This window comes from Pelagibacterium sp. (genome assembly GCF_048264985.1).
Taxonomy (GTDB): domain Bacteria; phylum Pseudomonadota; class Alphaproteobacteria; order Rhizobiales; family Devosiaceae; genus Pelagibacterium.
On the sequence record NZ_JBLXCL010000016.1, the window covers coordinates 1 to 21,515 of the forward strand.

At 60.4% G+C, this 21,515-nt stretch carries 17 protein-coding genes; 5 read left to right on the forward strand and 12 right to left on the reverse strand.

Annotated elements, in window-relative coordinates:
* Window positions 1-725: 725 nt before the first annotated feature.
* From ACN0TA_RS18135 to ACN0TA_RS18145, 3 genes are read left to right on the forward strand one after another with little or no spacing between them, the layout of a single operon-like run.
* The gene (locus tag ACN0TA_RS18135) at window positions 726-1,694 is read left to right on the forward strand and encodes a methyltransferase (RefSeq protein WP_417585592.1); all 969 of its coding nucleotides are present in this window, start codon (window positions 726-728) and stop codon (window positions 1,692-1,694) included.
* Entirely contained in the window at window positions 1,691-1,864 is a 174-nt protein-coding gene (locus ACN0TA_RS18140) for a hypothetical protein (protein ID WP_417585594.1), read from the forward strand. Before ACN0TA_RS18135 ends, ACN0TA_RS18140 begins: the two co-directional genes overlap by 4 nt.
* Complete coding sequence (locus ACN0TA_RS18145; RefSeq protein ID WP_417585596.1) at window positions 1,861-3,009, forward strand: acyl-CoA dehydrogenase family protein; 1,149 nt, start codon at window positions 1,861-1,863, stop codon at window positions 3,007-3,009. The genes ACN0TA_RS18140 and ACN0TA_RS18145 overlap by 4 nt, the downstream gene beginning before the upstream one ends.
* 200 nt (window positions 3,010-3,209) lie before the next feature.
* On the opposite strand, the gene ACN0TA_RS18150 is transcribed toward ACN0TA_RS18145, so the two are convergent.
* The 11 genes from ACN0TA_RS18150 to ACN0TA_RS18200 all read right to left on the reverse strand — a co-directional run bounded on the left by ACN0TA_RS18150 (window position 3,210) and on the right by ACN0TA_RS18200 (window position 19,440).
* On the reverse strand, window positions 3,210-4,247 hold the full coding sequence (locus ACN0TA_RS18150) for a hypothetical protein (RefSeq protein ID WP_417585598.1): 1,038 nt from the start codon (window positions 4,245-4,247) through the stop codon (window positions 3,210-3,212).
* A 4-nt stretch (window positions 4,248-4,251) separates the two neighbouring features.
* Window positions 4,252-5,430 carry a CynX/NimT family MFS transporter gene (locus ACN0TA_RS18155; RefSeq protein ID WP_417585600.1) on the reverse strand — a complete coding sequence of 393 codons (1,179 nt, stop codon included), beginning with the start codon at window positions 5,428-5,430 and terminating at the stop codon, window positions 4,252-4,254.
* Window positions 5,431-5,493: 63 nt separating this feature from the next.
* Window positions 5,494-8,013 (reverse strand): aminotransferase class III-fold pyridoxal phosphate-dependent enzyme, encoded by a 2,520-nt coding sequence (locus ACN0TA_RS18160; RefSeq protein WP_417585602.1) that lies wholly within the window; start codon window positions 8,011-8,013, stop codon window positions 5,494-5,496.
* Window positions 8,014-8,020: 7 nt separating this feature from the next.
* Window positions 8,021-10,402 (reverse strand): hypothetical protein, encoded by a 2,382-nt coding sequence (locus tag ACN0TA_RS18165; protein WP_417585604.1) that lies wholly within the window; start codon window positions 10,400-10,402, stop codon window positions 8,021-8,023.
* 61 nt (window positions 10,403-10,463) lie between these two features.
* Window positions 10,464-12,476: a TonB-dependent receptor gene (locus ACN0TA_RS18170; RefSeq protein ID WP_417585606.1), complete on the reverse strand. Its 2,013-nt coding sequence runs from the start codon at window positions 12,474-12,476 to the stop codon at window positions 10,464-10,466.
* 1 nt (window position 12,477) lies between these two features.
* Complete coding sequence (locus ACN0TA_RS18175) at window positions 12,478-14,172, reverse strand: class I adenylate-forming enzyme family protein (protein ID WP_417585608.1); 1,695 nt, start codon at window positions 14,170-14,172, stop codon at window positions 12,478-12,480.
* Complete coding sequence (locus tag ACN0TA_RS18180; protein WP_417585610.1) at window positions 14,169-16,001, reverse strand: CoA transferase; 1,833 nt, start codon at window positions 15,999-16,001, stop codon at window positions 14,169-14,171. Before ACN0TA_RS18180 ends, ACN0TA_RS18175 begins: the two co-directional genes overlap by 4 nt.
* 87 nt (window positions 16,002-16,088) lie before the next feature.
* The gene (locus tag ACN0TA_RS18185; RefSeq protein ID WP_077683155.1) at window positions 16,089-16,361 is read right to left on the reverse strand and encodes a MoaD/ThiS family protein; all 273 of its coding nucleotides are present in this window, start codon (window positions 16,359-16,361) and stop codon (window positions 16,089-16,091) included.
* Window positions 16,362-16,422: 61 nt separating this feature from the next.
* Window positions 16,423-16,833 (reverse strand): Mov34/MPN/PAD-1 family protein, encoded by a 411-nt coding sequence (locus ACN0TA_RS18190; protein WP_417585612.1) that lies wholly within the window; start codon window positions 16,831-16,833, stop codon window positions 16,423-16,425.
* 15 nt (window positions 16,834-16,848) lie between these two features.
* Window positions 16,849-18,024 carry a molybdopterin-synthase adenylyltransferase MoeB gene (gene moeB, locus ACN0TA_RS18195; RefSeq protein WP_417585614.1) on the reverse strand — a complete coding sequence of 392 codons (1,176 nt, stop codon included), beginning with the start codon at window positions 18,022-18,024 and terminating at the stop codon, window positions 16,849-16,851.
* Between the two features lie 171 nt (window positions 18,025-18,195).
* Entirely contained in the window at window positions 18,196-19,440 is a 1,245-nt protein-coding gene (locus ACN0TA_RS18200; RefSeq protein WP_417585616.1) for an MFS transporter, read from the reverse strand.
* Between the two features lie 53 nt (window positions 19,441-19,493).
* Between ACN0TA_RS18200 and ACN0TA_RS18205 the strand changes: the two genes are divergently transcribed.
* On the forward strand, window positions 19,494-19,826 hold the full coding sequence (locus tag ACN0TA_RS18205; protein ID WP_417585618.1) for a hypothetical protein: 333 nt from the start codon (window positions 19,494-19,496) through the stop codon (window positions 19,824-19,826).
* A 169-nt stretch (window positions 19,827-19,995) separates the two neighbouring features.
* The gene (locus tag ACN0TA_RS18210) at window positions 19,996-20,967 is read left to right on the forward strand and encodes a helix-turn-helix domain-containing protein (protein ID WP_417585620.1); all 972 of its coding nucleotides are present in this window, start codon (window positions 19,996-19,998) and stop codon (window positions 20,965-20,967) included.
* Between the two features lie 337 nt (window positions 20,968-21,304).
* Here ACN0TA_RS18210 and ACN0TA_RS18215 read toward each other — a convergent pair.
* The coding region (locus ACN0TA_RS18215) for a GreA/GreB family elongation factor (protein WP_417585622.1) at window positions 21,305-21,515 on the reverse strand (211 nt) is incomplete at its 5' end.

Sequence of the window (21,515 nt, forward strand, 5' to 3'; positions counted from 1 at the left end):
GGGGCGAGCGCGAGCCTACGGGTCGCTTCACGACAGCGTGGCCCTGCAGCGCCGGACGATGCCCCGTCTCACTATCACTTCCACCAAGAACCGTGCGCGATTCGATGAAACCGCCGTGTTCGTCCTGCCATTGGTTGGTGATGACGACTGATCGAGCCCCGATAAAGGTACGAGCTTTGTCGCGCCACGCGTCCAGTCGCAACGAATCGCATACGAAATACAGCGATCCGAATACGAATGGGAATGCGAGTTATTGATATTGTTGGCTGCGTATCTCCCAAGGATAGGCCGTCAAGCCTATGGAGCACATGGTTCAAGTGGCCTGGGCTTCTCCAAGCAACGAGAGCGACTTGCGAAGACACCGATTGGGCAGGGGCGATCGTGACATTTCGGATGAAGCTTCATGCCAGACGACTTTGACTTCACGCGCTGCTGGTGAGCTTCGGCGCATTGACACATGCGTAGTTCGAAAGCTTCGACAACGGCGGCCCGGATACGCCGCCATCAACTGATGGCGGATTGCACCTTCGGACACACGAGTCGTCCGTTTATTTCCATAACTCTGGGTATCGGAACGACGACACCATCGGCATTGATGGCGCGGCCATGAACAACAGCCTGCTGAGTGAAGTAGGTCTGTGGGGGACGTAGCGCTTATGAGGTCCAAGATGAAATTTCAACACCCCCATCCATTGCAATCCTGCTGGGATCTCGCGCTGGCGTCTGTGCAGGCTGATGCGCTGGCGGCCGCGCTGGATATCGGCCTTTTCGATGTGCTGACCGAACAGGCAGGGGCCGGGAAAATTGCAGAGCAGCTCGAACTTGATTCAAACAAGCTCGAGCCCGTTCTTGAGTTGTTATGGAGCATGGATCTGTTGGAGCGGTTTCAGCTCCATGACAGCGCTGGGTCGACGCCACACTATCGTTCCAGCGACAAAGCAAAGCGTTTTTTCGTCAGAGGGTCGTCCGATTACTGCGGTGATGCTTGGGCCTTTCGCCTTCGGTCGTTACGCGACTTTGGCACCCGGCTGCCGGACTATCTGCAGGTGCGTGCCATCGAGGAGGCGCCGGTACCGACCGACCAATGCTGGGCCACGCTTGCTCGGACAAAAATCGTGCAGGAGCAATCGGCTGTTACGGTCGAAGCGGCCCTCGCGATCGTTGCTCGCCTGCCGGAGCTAAAGGGCATTCGACGTTTCCTGGACCTCGGTTGCGGTCCCGGTATGGTAGCCATTGCGTTGGCGCGCGCCCTTCCCGGATGCCATGGCACTGCGTTCGAGTTGCCTCCAACCGCAGCGGTGGCACGGCAAAACGTCGAGATGGCGCAGCTCGGGACGCGCCTGTCGGTGGTGGGGGGTGACCTGACCCGTGATGATATTGGCAGCGGTTATGACCTCATCTGGTGCGCTTCGGTTTTGCACTTTGTGCCAGATCTTGCGCAGACGTTACGCAAGATTCGAGAAGCGCTAGCGCCGGGCGGGGTTTTCGTTAGCATTCACGCCGAGATTCCGCTCACGGCGGCGCAGACAGCCACGGTGCTGGCGTACTACCTGCCGTTGCTGATGCGCGGCCACCATGTCTGGCACCAGGGAGACCTCGCCGAGGCGTTATTCGCCGCGGGATTCGCTAGTGTCGCCACCTTCGAGAGCGACTTGTTTCCATTGGCGCCAGTGCAAGTGCTGGTGTGCCGATGATGTCTTTGGCGCTCGGGCTCGTCGATGGAGCCGATCCGGAAATGCAGGCCGACTTCCCGTTCGTTTCCATCTTCCGCAGCGAGCACCTTGTGCGCGACGAAGCCGTAGACCGGCTTTTATGTCGCGTCTGCGGCGTTTGCTATACCACCCGCCGGAAGCCAACAACATGATCGACTTTTCTCTTCCGAATGAAGTGCAGTTGCTGGTTTCGACGGTGAAGCGGTTTGTCGAAAAAGAACTCAATCCGCTTGAAGACGAGATCGAGCGAACGAATGCAATCGATCCCAGGGTGGCCGATGGCCTTAAGCAAAAGGCCCGGGAGTTGGGGCTGTGGGCCATGCATATGCCGCAAGAGGTCGGCGGCGGAGGGCTAAGCGCCGTTGAATTCTGCCTGGTCAATGAGCAGATCGGTCGTACCAAGGATGTGTTGGCACGGCGTGCATTCGGCCACGTTCCCGGCATCCTTGTTCATTGTACGGGTGTGCAGCGCGAGAAGTATCTGCATGCCGCCATGCGTGGCGACATACATGTGTCGGTTGCGATGAGTGAGCCCGAGGCGGGTTCGGACGCAAACGGTATCAAGACCACGGTCAAGCGCGTTGGTGACGAGTGGATATTGAACGGCAGCAAACACTTCATCAGCGATGCCGATATCGCGAGCGCTTATATCGTCACGGCACGCTGCGAGGAAGGTATCTCCTGCTTTTTCGTCGACCGCAATACTCCGGGCCTCGAACTTGGGCCGATACAGGAAATGATGGGGCACCGCGGTACACATCAGCACGGGCTGTTCTTCACCGACTGTCGGGTCGGGCCACAACAATTGCTCGGCGAGCCGGGGCGGGGCATGTCGCTGGTGCTTGGCCTTCTCAACATTGCACGGTTGGCTTATGTCGGTGCCAGGGCTGTCGGCATGGCTTCGAAACTGCTGGAGATGTCGGTCGAGTTCGCGCAGCAGCGCTCGCAGTTCGGTGCCCCGATCGGCAGCTTCCAGATGGTGCAGAAGATGCTGGCGGATATGCAATGCGAAATCTACGGAGCCAGGATGATGCTTCTCAACGCGGCCTGGGAAATCGATCAAGGGCGAGATGCGCGTGAGAAGGTCTCGATGGTGAAGTTGTTCGCGTCTGAAATGCTGGGCCGCGTCGCTGACAGCGCAGTGCAGATTTTTGGCGGAATGGGCTATTGCACTGAGTTGCCCATCGAGCGCTACTACCGCGATGCGAGGGTTTTCCGGCTTTACGATGGAACCTCGGAGATCCATCGGATCATGATCGCGCGCAGCCTGCTCGACAATGGAGTCTTGCCATTGTGAAGGCTCGTCGGGCTAGCCTTTAGCGTTTCGTTCAGTGGCCGGGAGTGGTGCGACAGCTATTGCACGTGATGCCCGGAGCGAGGAACGCCGCCGCGTGTGAGCGCGGCGCGGGGTGAGGTGAGGACGGCCTGTAGGCCAGATGCGGTATACGTCGGGCAGGCGCCTCGGGACGTCGGCCGAACCGGAACGAGCGCAGTGCGTTACAGGTTAAGCAGGTTTTCGAGCAAGAAGAATGTCGCGCAGGCCGACTCAACCAATAGTTCATGATCCGCTTTGACATGATAAAGATGCCCAACGAATTGCCCTGTCTCGGCAACGTCACTGACATCAAGCACTGCAGAGATTTGCATATGCGCCTGTTGGTACAGCCAATGCTCGCCTGGGATGAGCCGCGACAGATTGAGCATGGCGGTTGCGGAAATCACGTGCGCTGAAAGGTCCTGCGGCGGAGTTTGCAACCTGGTTCTTCCTGCAGGCGGGCTGGTGCCTCCCCAGCGTTCAGTCCAATACGCGCAAGCCTGCAGAGCTGGTTGCCGATAGGCTTCGCCAAACAAACGAACCGCTTCAGCCATGCCCAGCATTGCCCAGGCCTGTCCGCGCGGCCAGGTCCCGGCCACTTCCTGCTTCAAGGCGTCATTGCCATCTAGAACGGCATTGGTTCGCCAGGCGCCATGCTCGGTTGCGAGGTGGCGAAGGCAGGTCTGTAAATGCTGTTGCGCCCGTGTGCTTTCTTCCGAACCTCCATAACCGTGCAGCAGCGCGAGGGTCGGTGCCAGCGCGTCGACGTTGAGCGCACGCGTTCCGCGCTCTCCGGCGCCCATGCCGGAACCGGACGTCCAGCCACCCAATGCGGGATTGAAGCCTTCCGAGATGGCGAGAGCTGCCTGGTTGGCAAGTTGCTCGGTCGCTTGGCCTTTACCACTCTGCTGATGACCGATCGCGGCGCCATACCAGAAAACGAAACTGCGGTTGATCGATGGCTCACGCAACGATGGCGCGAGGCGCGCCGACCAGCTTTCTGCCACAACATGGTCGCCCGCACTGCCTGTATAGGCAGCGCGCCGCCACCAGAGTCCCGCCCAGAAGCCACCCAGCCAAGAGCCTCGTCTGGACAACGTCCACAGTGAGTCAGCGCTGGGGCGGAACAACGGGAAGCGATCGCCGCACTGCGCGGCGATTTCATCCATTCGCTTGAAGATGGCGCGGATGGCAACTTGATGGAGGTTCTGTCCTTGCATGAACTCATTCCCGATGGCGCGTGTAGAGCAACAGCAGGCACAGAAGAGCGCCTGCGATCAAAATACCGATCAGGCTAAGCCAGGCGGCTGCGAAGCCCTCTGAGCGGGCCAGGAACCACCCGAATGCAGGCGGGCCAACGGCGAAACCGCCGAACAATCCAACCGACAGCATGCCCGCCGAGGTGGCTGCTCCGCCAAAGCGCCCATCGCGCAACAGCATGCTCATGGCGATGGCATTACTGGCGGCCACGGTCAGGCCCATTCCCATCACGCCAAGCCAGAGTGGCCAGTGCTGCTCGGCGCTGGCCCGGCGCATGATCGCCAGCGCCAGGCCAGCGAGTACGAACAGCACACCGAGCAAAATGGTTTCGTCCTTCAGCTTGTCTGCGATCGGCGTCAGCAGCACCCGAGACAGGATCCCCATGGCGCCAAAGCAACTGACCATGGCTCCGATGGTGCTGACCGACACGCCCATCTGGGCGGCATAGACGCCGAGGAAGGTCATAAACGAGGACAGCGCCAGACCTGCGCAAAGCTGAATGGCCATCAGTATCGACAGCCACACATTGGGGCCACGCACGCGCAATGGCTGGCGTGGCGCTGCCGCCGATTTGGCAGGTACCCAAAAGGTCACCAATACGGCCATGAGCGATGCCACGGGCACCCAGGCTGCCAACGCACCACGCCATCCCCACATCAACACCAGCGGTGGAAGCGCCACGCCGGCCAGCAAGGCGGAAGCCTGGACGCCTGACTGCTTCAGGCCGACGACACCTGCTTTCCGCGCAACGGGTACGCTTTGAGCGATGGCCTGATTGGTCGCCGGGTTCGCCAAAGACTGGGCAGTCCCGCAAAGCAGCAATGCCGCGATCAATCCACCGAAGCCAGGCAGGACCGCCATTAGCGAAAAGGACAACCCCACCAGCAGGAACATGCTTATCAGCGCCGCACGAGTGCCCATGCGCTGGACCAGTGCGCCTGCCCAAGGCGACAGCAGGGCGGCGAGTCCGAAGGTGCTGGCCGTCAGCCAGCCCAACTGCTGACGGGTTATCGCCAAGTCCGCAACCAGATGCGGGCCCAGGATGCCGATGGCATAGAAGATCATCATCGGCATGCCCATCGCTATCAAGAGCAGCGCGGACAGTCCAGCCAGCGAGGCAGGACGTTGGCTTTCAACGTTCATTACGCGACCTTTGTGAGCAGGGAAGGGGTGGGTCGAATCAACAGGGCATCCCGATGAAGGAGCTCATGACTCAAAGGTCGAGAGATCCTCGCAGACCTCGCCCAATGCCTGGAGGAAGCGATCGGCTTCTGCCATCGACAGAACGAGCGGCGGCTGAATCCGCATGACACGGTTGTTGTTGGCCGTCACGAAGGTCAGGATGCCGTGCTCCTGGGACAGCTTGGTCATGATGCGCAGCACAAACATATCGGCCAGCGTCGACTCCAATTCGCGCATGGCTGCTTCCAGGTGTTCGCGGGCCTTGGCAGGCATCATTCGGTAGGTAGCGGCGGCGTTGGCGGGCATCCGGCTGGTCATGTCCCGCACGAAGGCTTCAATGCCATTTGAGACATCGTTCTGGAATTCGATGGCGATCATCAAGCCCCGCCCGCGGACCTCCTTGATGAAATAGTGCTTGCTTGCGAGCGCTTCCAGCCCTTCTAGCAGGTGTGCACCAACCAGAACGGCATTGCCGGGCAGGTCCTCGTGCTCGATCACGTCCAGCGCGGCCATGGCGGCGGCGGCAGCAAAATTACCGCCGCCGAACGTCGAGGTGTGCAATGCGAAGCGGTCGATATTGCCGTAGGCGCGTTGCCAGACTTCCTTCGAGGACAGCGTTGCGCCAATAGGTACCAGACCACCAGACAGGGATTTGGATAACACCATGATGTCGGGCGAGACCTCTTCCCACTGGCACGCGAACATCTTGCCGGTACGACCGAGCCCGGTCTGGATCTCGTCGAGAATCCAGAGGCATTCATACTCGGAGCATAGGTCCCTCACGACTCTGAGATAGCCGTCCGGCGCCATGGTGACGCCACCTTCACCCTGGATTGGTTCCATGATGAAGGCTGCGACATCGCCCTTGAGCAACCGGTTTCGCAAGGCCGACACATCGGCGAACGGAATTTCCTCGCAGCGCGGCAGCAACGGTTCGAACGCCTTGCGGTGTTTCTCGCGTCCCGTTACGGACAGGGCGCCAAGCGTCTTGCCGTGATAACCATTGGTGCAGTAGAGCAGCGTGGATTTGTCGCTGGCGGCTAAAGCCAGCTTCAATGCGGCCTCCACAGCCTCGGTCCCCGAGTTGCTAAGGAACACCCGCTCCAGTCCGGCAGGAGCTAGCTCGGCAAGGCGTTCGGCCAGCAGGCTGGCATGCAACGGCGCCGACAGATACTGCACGAACGTGGGATGCTGCTGGGTAAGGTAATCCTGCAGCCTGGCTGCTATCTCTGGATGGTTGTGGCCCATGTTGAGGCAGCCGTATCCGGCTACGAAATCCAGGTAACGGCGACCGTCCAGATCCGTCAGCCAGCAGCCTTGGCCATGGCTGAAGACACGCTCGACATGATTGAACCCATAGAATTCGCGCAGAATGGGGTTGATGTGCGTACCGAAGCAGCGCAGCACTTCCGAGCGAAGCTCCTGGGGGCCAGTATTCAGGTCGTGTACTACAGCTGGCGGCCTGGCACCGTGGAATCGTCGCAGTTCATCGAACCGAGCGCCATCCACTGATTCGCCGCCGCTCGCCATGGGGTAAGGCAGAAAGCCATGTCCCTCGGCGATGCGACCGATCTCGAGAACCTTGTCAGCGGGCAGCTCGCGCCCGATGGAGAATGGCTCTGCGCGTCCCTCCAGCGCCAGGATCATGGTTTCGGCCAGGCAACCATTGATATTGCGCTTAGGTCCCAGGCCGAGCGCCATGGCCCCGAAGTCGACTGCGTCAGTCGCAGAGACCAGCCCGCCATCAATGACCAGAATGTCGTCGCGCGTTTCCCAGCCAGGTTGCACGTCCTTTGGCAACGCTGCATCCACCACGACGCTGCCGCTAGCCAGCCGCCGAGGATCGATGACCCCCCCAGTGGAGGTTGCGGCAACGAACAGCCGGACCTGGTCGTAGCAATCTTCCATACCGGCGTGCAGCGTAACTTGGCCGTGAAACGGTGAGGGCAGGTACTCAAACAACGTGTCGTCCTGCTGTTTCCCCCCGCGATGCACCAGTCGCAGCCGACATCCCAGTGGTGCCAGCAGGTTAACGATGGCCAGTGCAATCGACCCGGGATACCCGAGCACGGCGACCTCCGCTTTTTCTGGCGGAATCTCCAGTGCGGACAGGACGCCCAACAGGTTCATATAGGTGGCATACGCAGTCAGCGAGTTACCCGTCGTCACCGGTATTTGCGTGCGATCAAGCGTCTGCAGGCCACGATTGCCAACGATGGACGTGAAGCCTCCCAGCCCTACGAGTTCTGCCCCTCCGTCCTTTAACGCATTGACGCCTTCGACGACACGCTCGGCAATGCGCCTTGGCTGACTCAACATCTGCTCGGCCGTCAACGGCATGAACTGCAAGACGCCTTCACACTGCGAACCGTTGGCGCTCACGATGCGAGTGAATTCAATGAATGGAACCAGATTGCGACGGCGCCAGCGCTCGGCATCGTAGCCGTTGGCCTGTTCCTCGAGCATACGACCCGCCATATCGATCAGCTTGACCTGATGCAGCAAGCCCCGGGACGTCGGATGAGCGATAAAACCGAATTTCATAATGTGTTTACTCTCCATGAGTGCGCAGACGGCTCCAGGACCCTTCCGAGATCAGGCTCAAGCCATCGCCCTCCGAGTTGTGTCCAAGCCAGACATCGAAGAAATTGACGCGGCGCGGAGCCATCAAGGCCTCGCCCAACAGCTGCGGGCAGAACTGCCGGATAACGCGACGATGAACCGTCACATCGTCTCCAGCGTGCTCGACGGGATCTTCCTTCCACTCCATCAAGGGCACGTTGACCTGGCTGCAGCCATTGAGCGTGTAGCGTTTGTCCAGATAGGTCTGAATCATGGAAAGCACGCCGTTGCTCAGATAGAAAACGGTGACGTTGCCACCACGCCCTGCAATGCCCCGGATCGAAGAGCTAACCAGGCGCTGCTCCACGTTCGGCACAATTGCGCGGGCACCATCACCGATGAATGCCAGCACATTGCGTTCGTTCTTCAGGGCGATGTAGGGCAGCGACATCAGGGCGTCACCCATCAGGGCGCGACCGTACCAGCCGGAGAACCCCTGATCGGTGCGTGCCACGTTGCGCATTGCCGACAAACCGCAACGACCAACGTCGTAGACGCCGGTATAGCGATAACCTCGCGACTCGATCAGATCGATCACAAGTCGTCCTAACTGGTGAAAGAAATAATTCGGGGTCATCGGCATTGTTTCGATCAGGTCGCTTGGCTGAGCGGCCGGCAGCTTGCGCAATTGCTCGATTCTGGCGCGGCGCTGGCGTAGCACCGCGTCGTCAACTTGCAGGCGCGGTTCGAGGTAATTCAGGAAGTCCGCCAACCGAACGTCCAGACCCAGCAGTGTGAATGGCGATAGGTGCGCCTCATTGCGATTGACTTGGCCAATGCGGAAGTTGCGCTTGAGCTTGCCTTCCGAATACGGGGTAGCAGATTGCTCCACCTTGCCCTTGAGAAAAAAGAGCCAGGGAACGCCTTCCCCGTTGCTGCTTTGCGCTTCCAGGAATTCATAGACGGCGCGATTGAATCCATACATGGATAGCGTTCCCAGATAGTTCGCCACGGGTTTGCCGTCGCTGAACGCAGTCACGCTCCCCGGATGAATGATGCTGTCCACCAGGGCAATGCCGGCTTTCTCGGCCAAGCGAAGAATCTGGCTCCGCTCGTCCGGCGTGAGGCGACCGCAATGCCAGAGCATCCGGGCGTTGTCGTGGTTGATGGCGGCCACGGCGTGATCCAGCCGTTCGCATTGCGCGCGAGAGAGCGTTGCTGCCTTGGGCGAGGGCCCCCGCGCCACAGGTCCCGCGATAGTCGCTTGCGACTCCAGGACGCTTTGCGTGGCCAGTACAAAAGTTGGAGAGGGGCGTTCATCGAGCGCCTGGAAGGCGTTCGCAAGGCAAGCTGGCATGTCATCGGTCGTACGCATGAACCCGTGCCACAAGCCGCGTGCTGCAATGACCGCATGCCCGTCGCTGTCGGCGTCGAGCGTACCCTGGAATGGATACCAGACCGTTTCAGGGGAATCGGCGCAGACGATGATGCCGGGGGCTGCAGCACGCTTGAGATTCGCCAGCGTCCCGCGCGCTTCGTCTATCATGCCGGAAGTCATGGCGATGACGTAGGCACGGCCATACAACTGCCAGCCAGCCAGCGCGCTCACGGCTAATGCGTGTTCGTTGTTTCCAGTCAGGCAGTGGCTTTCCGTTCCCTGCAGCAGAGATTTCATCGAGTCGATGAAACCGGCAACCATGGAACCCGTATAGAAGTGAAAGTCCCACTGATCACCCCAGCGTTCAGTCATGAGGTGGTGAATCTTTTGTGCCAGCGTCACCTGGCCATCGACTTTCTGGCTCGCGCGAGCGAGCATGCGGTTGAAATGGGCATGCTCCAGATGATCCAGAATCAGCCGGAGAATATCGGCACGGCGTTGCCAGGGATTGGAATGCGGTACCCGTACCAGGCGATTGCCGGCCAGTCGGCACATCCATCTACCCAGAACCTTTTCCTCGCACAGCAGCATTGCAGAGCAGGGAGAGGGTCGCGCCGACGCTTGTTGCAAGGTGAGCGGAAGGAAGGGGTCGTCATCGAGCGGTTCCTCATGCCGCGTATCGAGCAACACGCATTCGACAGGGCATAACGGCCGATCACCCGCCGACAGCGCCTGCCGGGCTGTTGTCATTGAATTGAAGCACCGCGAGACCAAGGCGGGCAGCTTGTCCTTGCGTTGTGAGCGTAGGTATCGACAGGCCTGCTCGAGGACCTGGCAATAGGGAAAGCACTCGTTCGATGGCACATCGAATGGCGTATCGGTATTGCCATTAAGCAAACCGTTTACGCTTTCCACTACCATGTCCAGGTCCAACGCCAGTTTATTATCCTGGCTGACCAGGAGTATCCCGATATTCCGTCTCTCTTGCTGCATATCCCCGCATCCTCTTTGGCTTGCTGCCACTATCCGATCCCGCGGATCCCGACGACTTTGTTCACTGGCGCCATGTCAGACGCAGGCCCGCTTCACGCGGCGGGCTGTAGACGGTGACGAATCCGTTCTGGTAGCCCACGGCGTCGTAACGCTGATCGGTCGCGTTGTCGGCGTAGGCCGCGATTTCCCAGCTGCCGCGTTGGTAACCAGCTACCAGATTCACTAGGCCATAGCCGTTGCGTTCATACTGGTTGGCCGCATCGAGGTAGACCTTGCTGCTGCCGGTCACGCTGGCTTGCGCGTACCAGCCTTCGGGCGCGTCGTAGCGGATGCCGATGTGGCCGGTGAGATCCGGGGCGAACGGGTTGTGGTTGCCGGCATGGTCCGAAGCACCATCGCGGAAGTGATCGAAGCGCGTCCTGTTCCAGGCCAGCCCGCCCTTGAGCTGCCAGCCGCCACCGAGGAGATAGTCCACATCCAGCTCGACACCCTTGGACGTCGCTGTTGCCGCGCTGGTGATGTACATCACGCCGACGGTGGGCATCTGCATGACCTGCATGTCATCGATGTCCATGAGGTAGGCGGCCAGCGAATAGCGGATGCGCTTGTCAATAAGCCAGCCCTTGAGACCGGTTTCATACGACCAGTTCTTCTCCGGGTCGTAAGGCAGATAACCCATCGTCGGCGCCAGCACATTGAAGCCGCCAGTGCGCACGCCACGACTGGCACTCACATACCATTGGTGATCGGCGGTTATCTGGTGTTGCAGCGCGAGCCTGGGTGAAACGTGGGTCCAGCCATTTTCATGGCTCGTACCCCCTTGCGGACGTAGCTGCACCTCGTTGCGCTCGACGCGCGCTCCGGCGTCTATGGACCAGTCGGCCGACAGGGGGACGCTCCAGTGGGTGAACAAGGCAGCGGTATCGCTCTGCTGATCCGCGCGAATGTCCGACAGCCCCATCATGGTCTTGCTGGTACTGTGCAGATCGTTGTCGCTGTGATCCGCGTAGGCACCAGCGAGCCAACTGGCCTCCCCGAGCTGTCCCTCCACACGGAACTCCTGGGAGAGCGTGCGCAGGTGATGGTCGCGCCCGACGCGCAGAACATCGGCTGGGATGAAGTCAGTGTCCTGCTGGATCCTGTCCTTGAACTCGTTCCAGGCCGTTACGGAATGCAACCGCAGGCCGGAGGCAAATTCATGCTGGACATTGAAGGACAAGGTCTGGCCCTCAGAGCGGTTCCAGCTCGGCGTTCCGGACGCGACCCGTTTCCTTGGCGCGCCGGGCGAGCCCCACAGGGAGGCGCCATCGTCGAACTCCTGGTGCGCATAGCGCATGATCACATCCGTTGCGGCCCCAGGGGTCCAGCGCAGCCCGAGGTTCAGGTTCTTCTGCTCACGATCGTCCGCCTTGTGCCCCGTGTGGGTGTTGTCGATGAAGCCGTCCTGACTCGACCAGTTGCCCGATACGCTGCCGTACAACCGCTCTTCCACCAGCGGCTGGCTGAGCGCAAAGCGCATGACATGCTTGTTCCGGCTGCCCGCTTCGGCGGACACGCTGGCTCTCGGCGCGGCGTCCATCGGCAGGCTGTGGATGGCAATCACACCGGCCTCGGCATTACGGCCATACAGCGTAGATTGCGGACCGCGTATGACCTCGATCCGATCAAGATCCAGCAGGCCGCTCTCGAATCCCTGGGCTGTCAGCGTGGGAACGCCATCGACCAGCAAGAGCGTGGAGCTGGAAAAGCTGTTGAAGTTGGCCGTCAGCCCCCGCATGACGGGTGAATTCATACCTGCTTGCCCGAACGGCTGGAATGACAGGCCGGGAATACGTCCTTCCAGTTGTTTGAGGCTGGTGATGCCTGACTGCTCGGCGTCCCAGCCATCGATCACCGCCACGCTGGCGGGGACTTTTTCCAGGGGCCGCTCTATTTTCTCCGCCGTGACGGTTATTTCCGGTAGCGTCGTGGACTCCGTCGCAGCCGCCATGCCCTGCGCCGCAAACGCCAGCTGCGACCCCGGCACAAACGCATAGATCAAAGCCGAAGCCATCATGATCGGTTGGCCACGCATATCATGCGTACTCCCTTGAACTGCGCTCGGGCGCCGGCTGCCCCGGCTCAGCGGGATAAATGCCTGAGGTGCCCAGCTCGCGGGCCTCTTCGGTTAGCGCTTTTTTATCGATCTTGCCCGCCGGTGTCAGAGGCAGAGTGCGGTAGAAGCGCAGGTACTCGGGAAGCTTGTTCACCTCCAACCCCAGCTCGCGCAGGAAGTCGGTGATCTCTTTCAGGGAGAACTTCGTTGCACCGTCACGCAAGGTGACGCAAAGGCACACCCGCTGCCCGAGATCATCATCTGGAACAGCAATGCACGCCACGGTAACGACATCAGGATGCGCCATGACCAGACCTTCAATCTGGGTCGGGCTGATATTGGCGCCCCCACGGATGATGACGTCCTTCTTGCGACCGGCTAGGACCAGATAGCCCTTGTCGTTGATATAGCCCAGATCCCCGGTCTTCACCCAGCCTTGCGGGTCGCGGTAACGCTCGTCCAGCTCCGGCGCGTTGACGTATTGCATCGGAGTCAATGGCCCCCGGGCGGTGATCTCGCCAACTTCGCCTTGCGGGACTTCCCGACCTTCGTCGTCCACCAGACGAATCGCGCAGACGGCCGGATTGGGCTTGCCGACGCTGGTCAACACGACCTCGATGGGGTCGTCCAGAGTGTTATGGCAGTTCACACCGTCGGCGGAACCGTAGAGGCTGATGAAGCCGCAGCAAAATGCATCGCAGCATTTGCGCACGGTGGCCTCGTCGATGACCGAGCCGCCGACGATCAAACCACGCAAGCTGGATTTGTCGATGTTTTCCAAAGCCGGTTGAACGGCGATGCGTTGCAGCATGGTGGGGACGCCGAGAATGAAGCCCGGCCGATATGCCGCAATCGCCTTGATGGCTTCATTCACGTCGAACTTGGGCAGTACGACCAGCGAACCACCCAGCCAGCACAACACACCGAAGGTGGCAGTCGAACCGAAGGATGAACCCAGCGGAACGAGGTACATGCCACGAAAATCTTCGCCATCAGGCGTGATGCGTTGCAGGAAGCGCCCGCGACCACCAACCAAGGCATTGTGCGAGTACGCCACCAACTTGGGCTCCGACTCGGTGCCCGAGGACACCAGCAGACGCACCGGTGAGTTAGGGCAGACCCTGGGCAGGCTGCAGGGGTCCAACGGTTCGGTCTCCAACAGCTCATCGAGCGTAATCCATCCCTCGCGAGGCTTGCCCTGAACAATTAGCCGGCGCATGGACAGCAGGGTGGGGCGCAGCGACTCGATGACCGCGCACAGATCGATGCCTTCGTATTCTTCGGGGACGATCACTGCCCGAGCATCGCAGCGGCGAACCAGCGATTGGATATCCAGCTTGCCGCGCCCCGGCGGGAAGGGGGCGACGATGGCACCGAGCGCTGCCACCGCCAGGTCGATGGCGCAGCACAACCAGTGATTGGTGAGCTGGTAAGCCACCACATCGCCGGCCACGATGCCCGAATCACGTAGGCTGTGAGCCATCCGTAGGGCTGCATCGAGAAGCTCGCCGTAGGTCACGTCACCTTGCGGTGACAGCACGGCCTTCTTGTCTGGATGCACTTCGGCTTTGGTGGCAAACAGCGCGAATACGGGCTGGTTCGGATAGGTACCGTCCTGCACCCAACGTTGGCGTTCCTCAACAGGAACAAGGTCGATGATGCCAGCGTTGTTCATAGGAACCTCCAGGGGGTTTTGACGGAGAAGTAGGTCTTGCGACTGAGGCATTCAGAGATGCGGGTGTCGGCGGCGAGCTGTTTGAGGTCCTCGATGACTACGCAGGCGCCGATGCCCCTCTCGTTCAGCATCGTTTCCCATTCCGAAGCGGGTCGCGTGCGCAAGCGCTCGGCCAGCGTCTGCCGGCAGGTATCCGCAGGTGCGGGAATGTCCAGCAACATGGCCAGTGACTGGAGTTGACCTGGGTGCTGGCAGTCGATGGCGATCAGTCCCGATAGCGTGGGATACACGCCGGACAAGCTCCCGCTCGAGGGCTTTTCGCTGCTTTTCATCAGCAGATCGGCAGCTCCCAGCAATGAACTCTCGACATGGGCACCCGTGCCCGTGATTGCTCGATTGAGTAACGCGGCCGTCACACCGAGCGCCGCGATTGCACCGCCCAGCACATCCAACACCGTGAACAGCGAGCCGCCGCGAATGCCGGATTCATTTGCTATGGCGGCGGACACACCCGACCAAGCCTGGACGGTGAAGTCGGTACCCGGGGCGTTGACGGGCGCCTGGCCCCAGCCACCCGCATAGGCGTAAACGAGATGTGGCTGGACTTTGCGCAGATGCTGAGCATCCAGCTTCATTTCATGGGCCTTGCCCGCGGCCCAGTTGTGCAGAAAGACATCCGCATCGCGGGCTAGCTCGTAGACCAACTGCCGCCCATGGGAGGATTTGATGTCGACTTCGTGAATGGATTTGAGGTGGTTCAACGCGTCAAAGCGCACCGAGCAGCCTTCCGCACAAGGCGGCATGGCACGCAACGGGTCGCCACCCGGTGGCTCCAGTCGAATGACTTCGGCGCCCAGTGAGGCCAGTAGATGCCCGGCCAGCGGTCCCTGAATACGCCGACAGGATTCGACGACGCGCACGCCCTGCAGCGGCAGCAGTGATGGAGGTGCGATGTCTCGATGCCTTTGGGGAGGGGGCGGGAAAGGCTCGAACTGCCATGGCGTACCCAGCGACTGCCGGTAATCCGTATCCTCGCGGCGTTGCGCATTGGTGCGGACGGGCACGACAGCAATACCCGCTTGCGCTGCCAAGTGTTGGATATTCTCGTAACGCAGGCGGGCGAGCGCCGCGAGACACGCCGCAGGTAGAGGCGACACGGCCCTTGCGTAGCGAAGCAAGAATCCTTTCCAGGCCGTGCCGGCCAATTCCGATTCAATACCGACGGCGGTCCAAAAGCTTCGCCATGGTGTGCTGTCGAGCGTTTCCAGCTCGAAGGTGATGCCGTCAGCGGAACGAAATGGCGGCCTCAGATACGGATCGGAGCTGCCCGGCAGGAATTGCTCACGATCTTCCGGTGCCGTGGCGCCTGCCAGGTACTGCCCGATACTGAGCAGCCCGCAACCCAGTGGAGAAACCTGAACTTGACGAAATGCTCCGCCGCGCAGCTGCCCTACGGCTGCGGCCAGCGTTCCGTGCAACGCCATGGCTGCGGTAAGCGTCGAAAGATAGCCCACGCCCAGCGGTTGGGCCCTACCGCTAGCACGGCCGTGCACCGACATAAGACCGCTGCCCGCCTGCAGCAGCAGCTCCGAGAGGTGTCGATTTGGTAGCCAGCCGGCTGGCGAGGCGAAGTGGGCCTGAATAGGAGAAATAGCCGGATGCTGCAGCTGGAATGCGGCTCCTTCCATATCCACAGGCGGCGAGAGTGTGAGCGGGCAAATGCCCAATAATCTGGCCTGTTCCGTCAGGCTGAGTTGCAGCTCATTCCAGTTCGGCGGAAACGAAGTGGATGAATGCAGCAGGGAAAACTCATTCAAGAATGTCGGCATATTCAAAACCGAGAGACAAAAGCGTTGCAGTTGCCCCTGGCTTTAACCGCCAGGGGTCATCCTTTCAAAAGTGTCCCGAGGTGAGAGTCAGCCACCGGCGACGGCAGGCAGCACGGTCAAACTGTCACCGGCCTTGAGTGGCGTGTTGAGCCCCTCGGCAAAGCGGATGTCGCCTTCGTTGACGTAGATATTGACGAAACGATGCACCTGTTCAGCACTGACCAGCCGGGCTTTCATGCCAGGGAACTGGCGTTCGAGATTCTCGATGGCCTCTGCCACCGAGTTGCCTTGGGTGAAAACCTTCTTTTCCCCATTGGTCAGTGGGCGCAGCAGGGTGGGAACGATCACTGAAATCGACATGCAAAACTCCTCTGCCTCCAACTACGGTCGAGGCATTGCTGATTGAAATATTGAAAAGTCGCTATTCCACAATGGAGATACTTTCTTCGATAACTTTTCCAAGAAGTATCCGGAAACAACGCGCAGTTTCTTTGGCGCTCTCCCATGTGGACACAATCAGGTGATGCGCTTCCGGATAGCCCGCATACTCGATGTCCTCCCGGCTCGGATAGGCTTCACTCGCGGTATGGGAGTGGTAAATCACCCGGTGGAACTCGTTGCGATTATCCAGGGATCGGAACACCTGGAATTGCTCCTGCGAGTCGAACTGAAAGAAGGTTTTCGATGCCGCCCGGTTGCGCATTGGGATTACCCGGGTCGCTAACTGGGCTTCCAGTGCAGACGCCACGATTCCACAGGTTTCGAGTGGGTGATCGCGGCGTGCTTGAGCCAGAACCTGCCCCAACGCCTGACGCTTGATAAGCAATGCCATCGCCTAGGCCTCCTATCAGTAGCTAGGCAGGGAAGGGTCTATGTCCTTCACCCAGGCCAACACGCCACCTTCTAGGTTGCGAACATTGCGCATGCCCAGGTTTAGCAACTCGGCGGTCACCTCGGCAGAGCGTCGGCCGGACTTGCAGACGATCACGAGATTGGCATCTGCCCCGTATCGCTGCCTGAGTGTCTGCGCTGCCGCGGACGATCTGGTCATCAGGGTTGCGCCCGGAATATGGACGATGTCCCACTCGGTGGGCTCGCGCACGTCGATCAGCACGGGCATTTCGTTCTGATCCATACGCTTCTTGAGTTCCGTTACGCTGATCCCTGGCACGGCGTCCGCCGTGTCCCCTCTGCGCAACCCCAGACCGCAGAGCAACTGATAGTCCTCGGCCAGGTCCGTGATGGGTTGTCGATTTGGCAGGCGGCGCACAGGAAGTTCGCGATAGCGCATATCCAAAGCGTCGTACACCACTAGCCGACCCAGTAGCGGCTCACCGATGCCCGTGATCAGCTTGACCGCCTCGGTGGCCATGATCGATGCAATGGATGCGCAAAGGATGCCGAACACACCGCCCTCGGAACACGATGGGGCCATCTCAGGTGGCGGAGGCTCCGGATACAGGTCGCGGTAGTTCAGACCCAAGCGGTTCGGGGCGTTTTCCCAGAACACCGACGCCTGCCCCTCGAAACGGAATATCGAGCCCCACACATAGGGTTTGTTGGCCAGCACGCAGGCATCGTTAACCAAGTAACGAGTGGCGAAGTTGTCGGTGCCGTCGATGATCAGGTCGTAACGCGAAAACAGCTCGATCGCGATGTCCCGTTCCAGTCGCTCCGAATAGGTGTCGACCTGGACAAAGGGATTCAGTCGCGCGATTGCTTTCTTCGCACTGTCCACCTTGAGTTCGCCGACAGTATCGACGCCGTGGATGACCTGGCGCTGGAGATTGGAGTCGTCGACCCGATCGAAGTCGATTATTCCGATAGTGCCCACCCCGGCTGCGGCAAGGTAAAGCAGAGTGGGAGAGCCAAGACCGCCGGCACCGATGACCAGCACCTTGGCATTTTTCAACCGACGCTGCCCGATCATGCCCACATTGGGAATCAGTAGATGGCGGCTGTAACGGTTGATCTCGTCGCGGCTCAATTCCCCAGCCGGCGCTACCAGCGCAGATAGTGGCATATCGCTAATCCTGTCTAGTTTTGGTGAGAACGATAATTATTATTGTTGGCGCTGGTAGGTATAGCAATTGCCGTTGGCTGTTATTTCCTATGCCGCAAGCATGGAAAACTATGCGAAGGCAGTAGGCAGTTTCAGATTGGCTAGGAAGGGGCAAGCGCGTTACTTCAAGCCTCAAGCCCGCTCGCCGTCCAATATCGAAAGTGCCAAGCGTTCCACCTTGCCCCGCACCCGCAAGGCCAGCGCGGCGGAAAGCAGCACCGCCAGGGTCATTGTCAGGAGCATGCCGGCGTAGCCCATGTAATCGAGCAACACGCCAGCGGCGATCGGCACTGCCAGTCGCGCAACCGTGAACATGGTGGTCTGCAGGGCATAGTCCGAGGCGTTGCGCTGATTTCGGGTGAAGAACATCGTCAAGCCAAACATCAGCGCCGAGATGGCGCCCATGCTGGCCGCCACGCCGGTTGCGCTGGCAATCAGCCAGATCGTCCCCAGTTCGGCCCAAACGCTGAGCGTCAAGGCAGCGAGCGCCGCCAGCGCCGCAAGCAGGTACCATACGATGGCCCGCGCTATGCCCAGTATCGGCACCATCTGCCCACCGAGCAGGCTGAAAAGTGCGCCTGTCGTGCCGCCGACGATGCCGACGATGAAGGCAACGCGCTCCAGCTGCATGCCCATGTCCAGCAGCAGAGGTTTGAGGTACAGCCACGCGGCGCCGATAAAGGGGAAACTGGTCAGCAGCAGCAGCGTCCATTGCTGCGCCCCTGGCTGGTGGAAGAAGCCTGCCCAATCCGCGATAAGACCTGTAGGAGCCTCCCGTGGCTCGGCCTGTTCAGCCAGTGCGGCTTGTGCACGCAATAGCAGGAAGGGCAGGGCACCTATCAGCAGCCCGCCGCCCATCATCCAGAAGGGCGCCTGCCACCCCATTCGTGCCTGTACCAGGATCATGACCCCGCCCCCAACGATGGCGCCGACGAACAGCGCAGCGGAACGGATGCTTCCGGCGCGCAACTGCTCGCTGCGTGGCAAGCACTGCACCGCTAGCGCATTCAACGGAATGTCGGCCCAGGTGGCGGCAATGCTGATCGCGAAGGTCAGCGCGAACAGCGTCATGCGATCGCCGATCAAGCTGTGCCGACCAATCAGCCAGTACAGCGCCAGCAGCAGCGCACAAAGCGACAGCAACCAGTGCACGAAGTGTCCGCGGCCGAGCCGCACCCGCTGCACGGGCACAGCCAAGAGGAATTTGAAAATCGCCGGTAGCGCGGCAAGCTGGAACAGCCCGATCTCGGCGCCGCTCCAGCCATGCTGGCGCATGACAAGCGGCATGCCGAGCATCAGGTAAATGCTGGGCACTGCCAGTACAAGATTCATCCAGCCGAACAGCAGTTGCAGGCCGACCAGTCGCGATTTGGTCATGAGAGGACTTCCTCATTGCGGGCGAGCAGAGCGGCAGTCGGAGGCTCCGGAAAATGGACGTTAGCCAGTCGCCCGACCTGCGCGAGGCCCGCCTGCTGCACCTTCATCGCGAACTGCCCCGTCCGCAGCAAATGGCACGCTCGCAGTTGCAGGTAATCCTGCAGAACCTGCGTGCAGCGGTGCCCGCTTCGCGCGTTGCCAGTGTCCAGGATCCGCCCAGCGAGGGACCTGTTTGGTTGTCGACGATGAAGCTCGCAGGCAACGTCGGCCGGGACTGCCTGCTCCTGGGCAGTCTGCAGCCGTGCCGCATCGGTCCAACCTTGCCGCCGCGCAACAGGAGCGGGCGAGGGTGGGCACGGCATGCCATCAACCAGCAGCTCGGATAGCCTGTAAGGCATTGATTCTCCCTAATGAAGTGTCGGTACTTACTCGTAAATCGTTGGCCTTCGATCGAATGATGCACTACAGTAATGAGAACCATTAGCATTTTTTCTATGCGAGAAACACAGATTTCTATGCCGAGAATTCGAGGAATCTAAAGGGCTGGAGGTGACAGTGAGTGCACGCAAGAGCTGCTACCGGCTGACAGTGGAAGAACCACGCATCCGCAGCGTCGTAAGCGATGGCAAGACCCGGTTGCAGTTGCCCGACGAGTTTGGCCAGTGCTTCCACGATTTTGTCGAACTTGAACCAGGGCTCGGTCTTGGCAGGCTGCACTATCGTCCCAGTGTGCGGCTGATTGAGGAAACCAACGGTCCGCATGACGGCCGAGTCATGGTCATCACCCTTGGGCTGAAAGGCCGCTCCTGCTACGAAGGGCAGGATGCCACCAGCCTGCAATTTCAGAAGGGCTACACCACTATCTCCACGTTCCAAGGTTCTCCCGGTGAGCGGCGCTACGAGGCGGACGAAACGGTGTCACAACTGCGCGTAGTGGCGCAGGAGTCCCTGATCTGCAAATACATTGGTCGAGAGCGGGCGGCGGATACTCTCGGCAGCCAGCAGCTCAGCCGTCTGGCGTTTCGCGCCAGCACGCCGGCGGCAACGGCCCATGCCAACGCGCTGCTCAGCCACCTGTTGCCCTGCAATCGTCAGCTCTCGCGGCTGGATCTCCACATCCACGCTCTTAGCCTGCTCAACGAGCAACTCAGCCTGCTGGCGCCGCAGCACGGTGCCTCTTCGTCACCGCTTTCGCCAGCGGACATCGAGCGTATCGAGCAGGCACGGCAGATGATGGATGAGCACCTCGACAAGCCCCTGACGCTCGATTACCTAGCCACCACCGTTGGCATCAACAAGAACAAGCTCAAGGACGGCATGATCTACCTGTACAACGCCACGCCGACGGAGCTGCTCTTGGAATTGCGCATGACCAAGGCCCTGACGCTGCTGGAAACCGGGCTGCGAGTTTCCCAGGTCGCCTGGAAGGTAGGCTACAAATACCCCAACAATTTCACCGTCGCCTTTACTCGCTACCACGGCAAATCGCCGAAAGCGTTGTTCGGCAAGCGGTTATCACAGCCGTGAGCTGCTTCGTAGCGCGCATAGTCGGTCACGGGCACCGTCGCTTGGACGAACGGCCCCAACTGCGCTGTTCGAGACCGGAATGAGCGATCACCATGTAGCAGCCAGCGGACTGTGCGGCGAATGGAACTTTGCGACGCAGTGCGAGATAGGTATCGCAGAGGCAGCTGACTGCCCCCGGCTATACACCGCAATCGGCCCAGTGCGGCCGCTCAACGGTGGGTACGCAGCGCAGGGCGATTCACGCGGCCTCCGCGATCAGCCTGAGCCTTCAATGTGTTCTAGCCAGCCGGCAGTCCGCGTCAACCTGGCGCGGACCGTCAACGGGCTAAAAGCGTAATCAAAGGTGGAAATGGCCCACCGCCTCTGGCTGGTAAAGCACTTTCCTGATTGCAATCCGGCAGGCCCGATCAGAAATTCGCCAGTCGATGACGTCTCCCTCCCGATAGCCCAGGATGGCCGCGCCGATGTCGGAGCACACGGAGTGCTTTCCGGCGCTGATGTCTTCGTCTTCCGGGTAGACCAAGACCACTTCGACCTCTTCTTCGTCC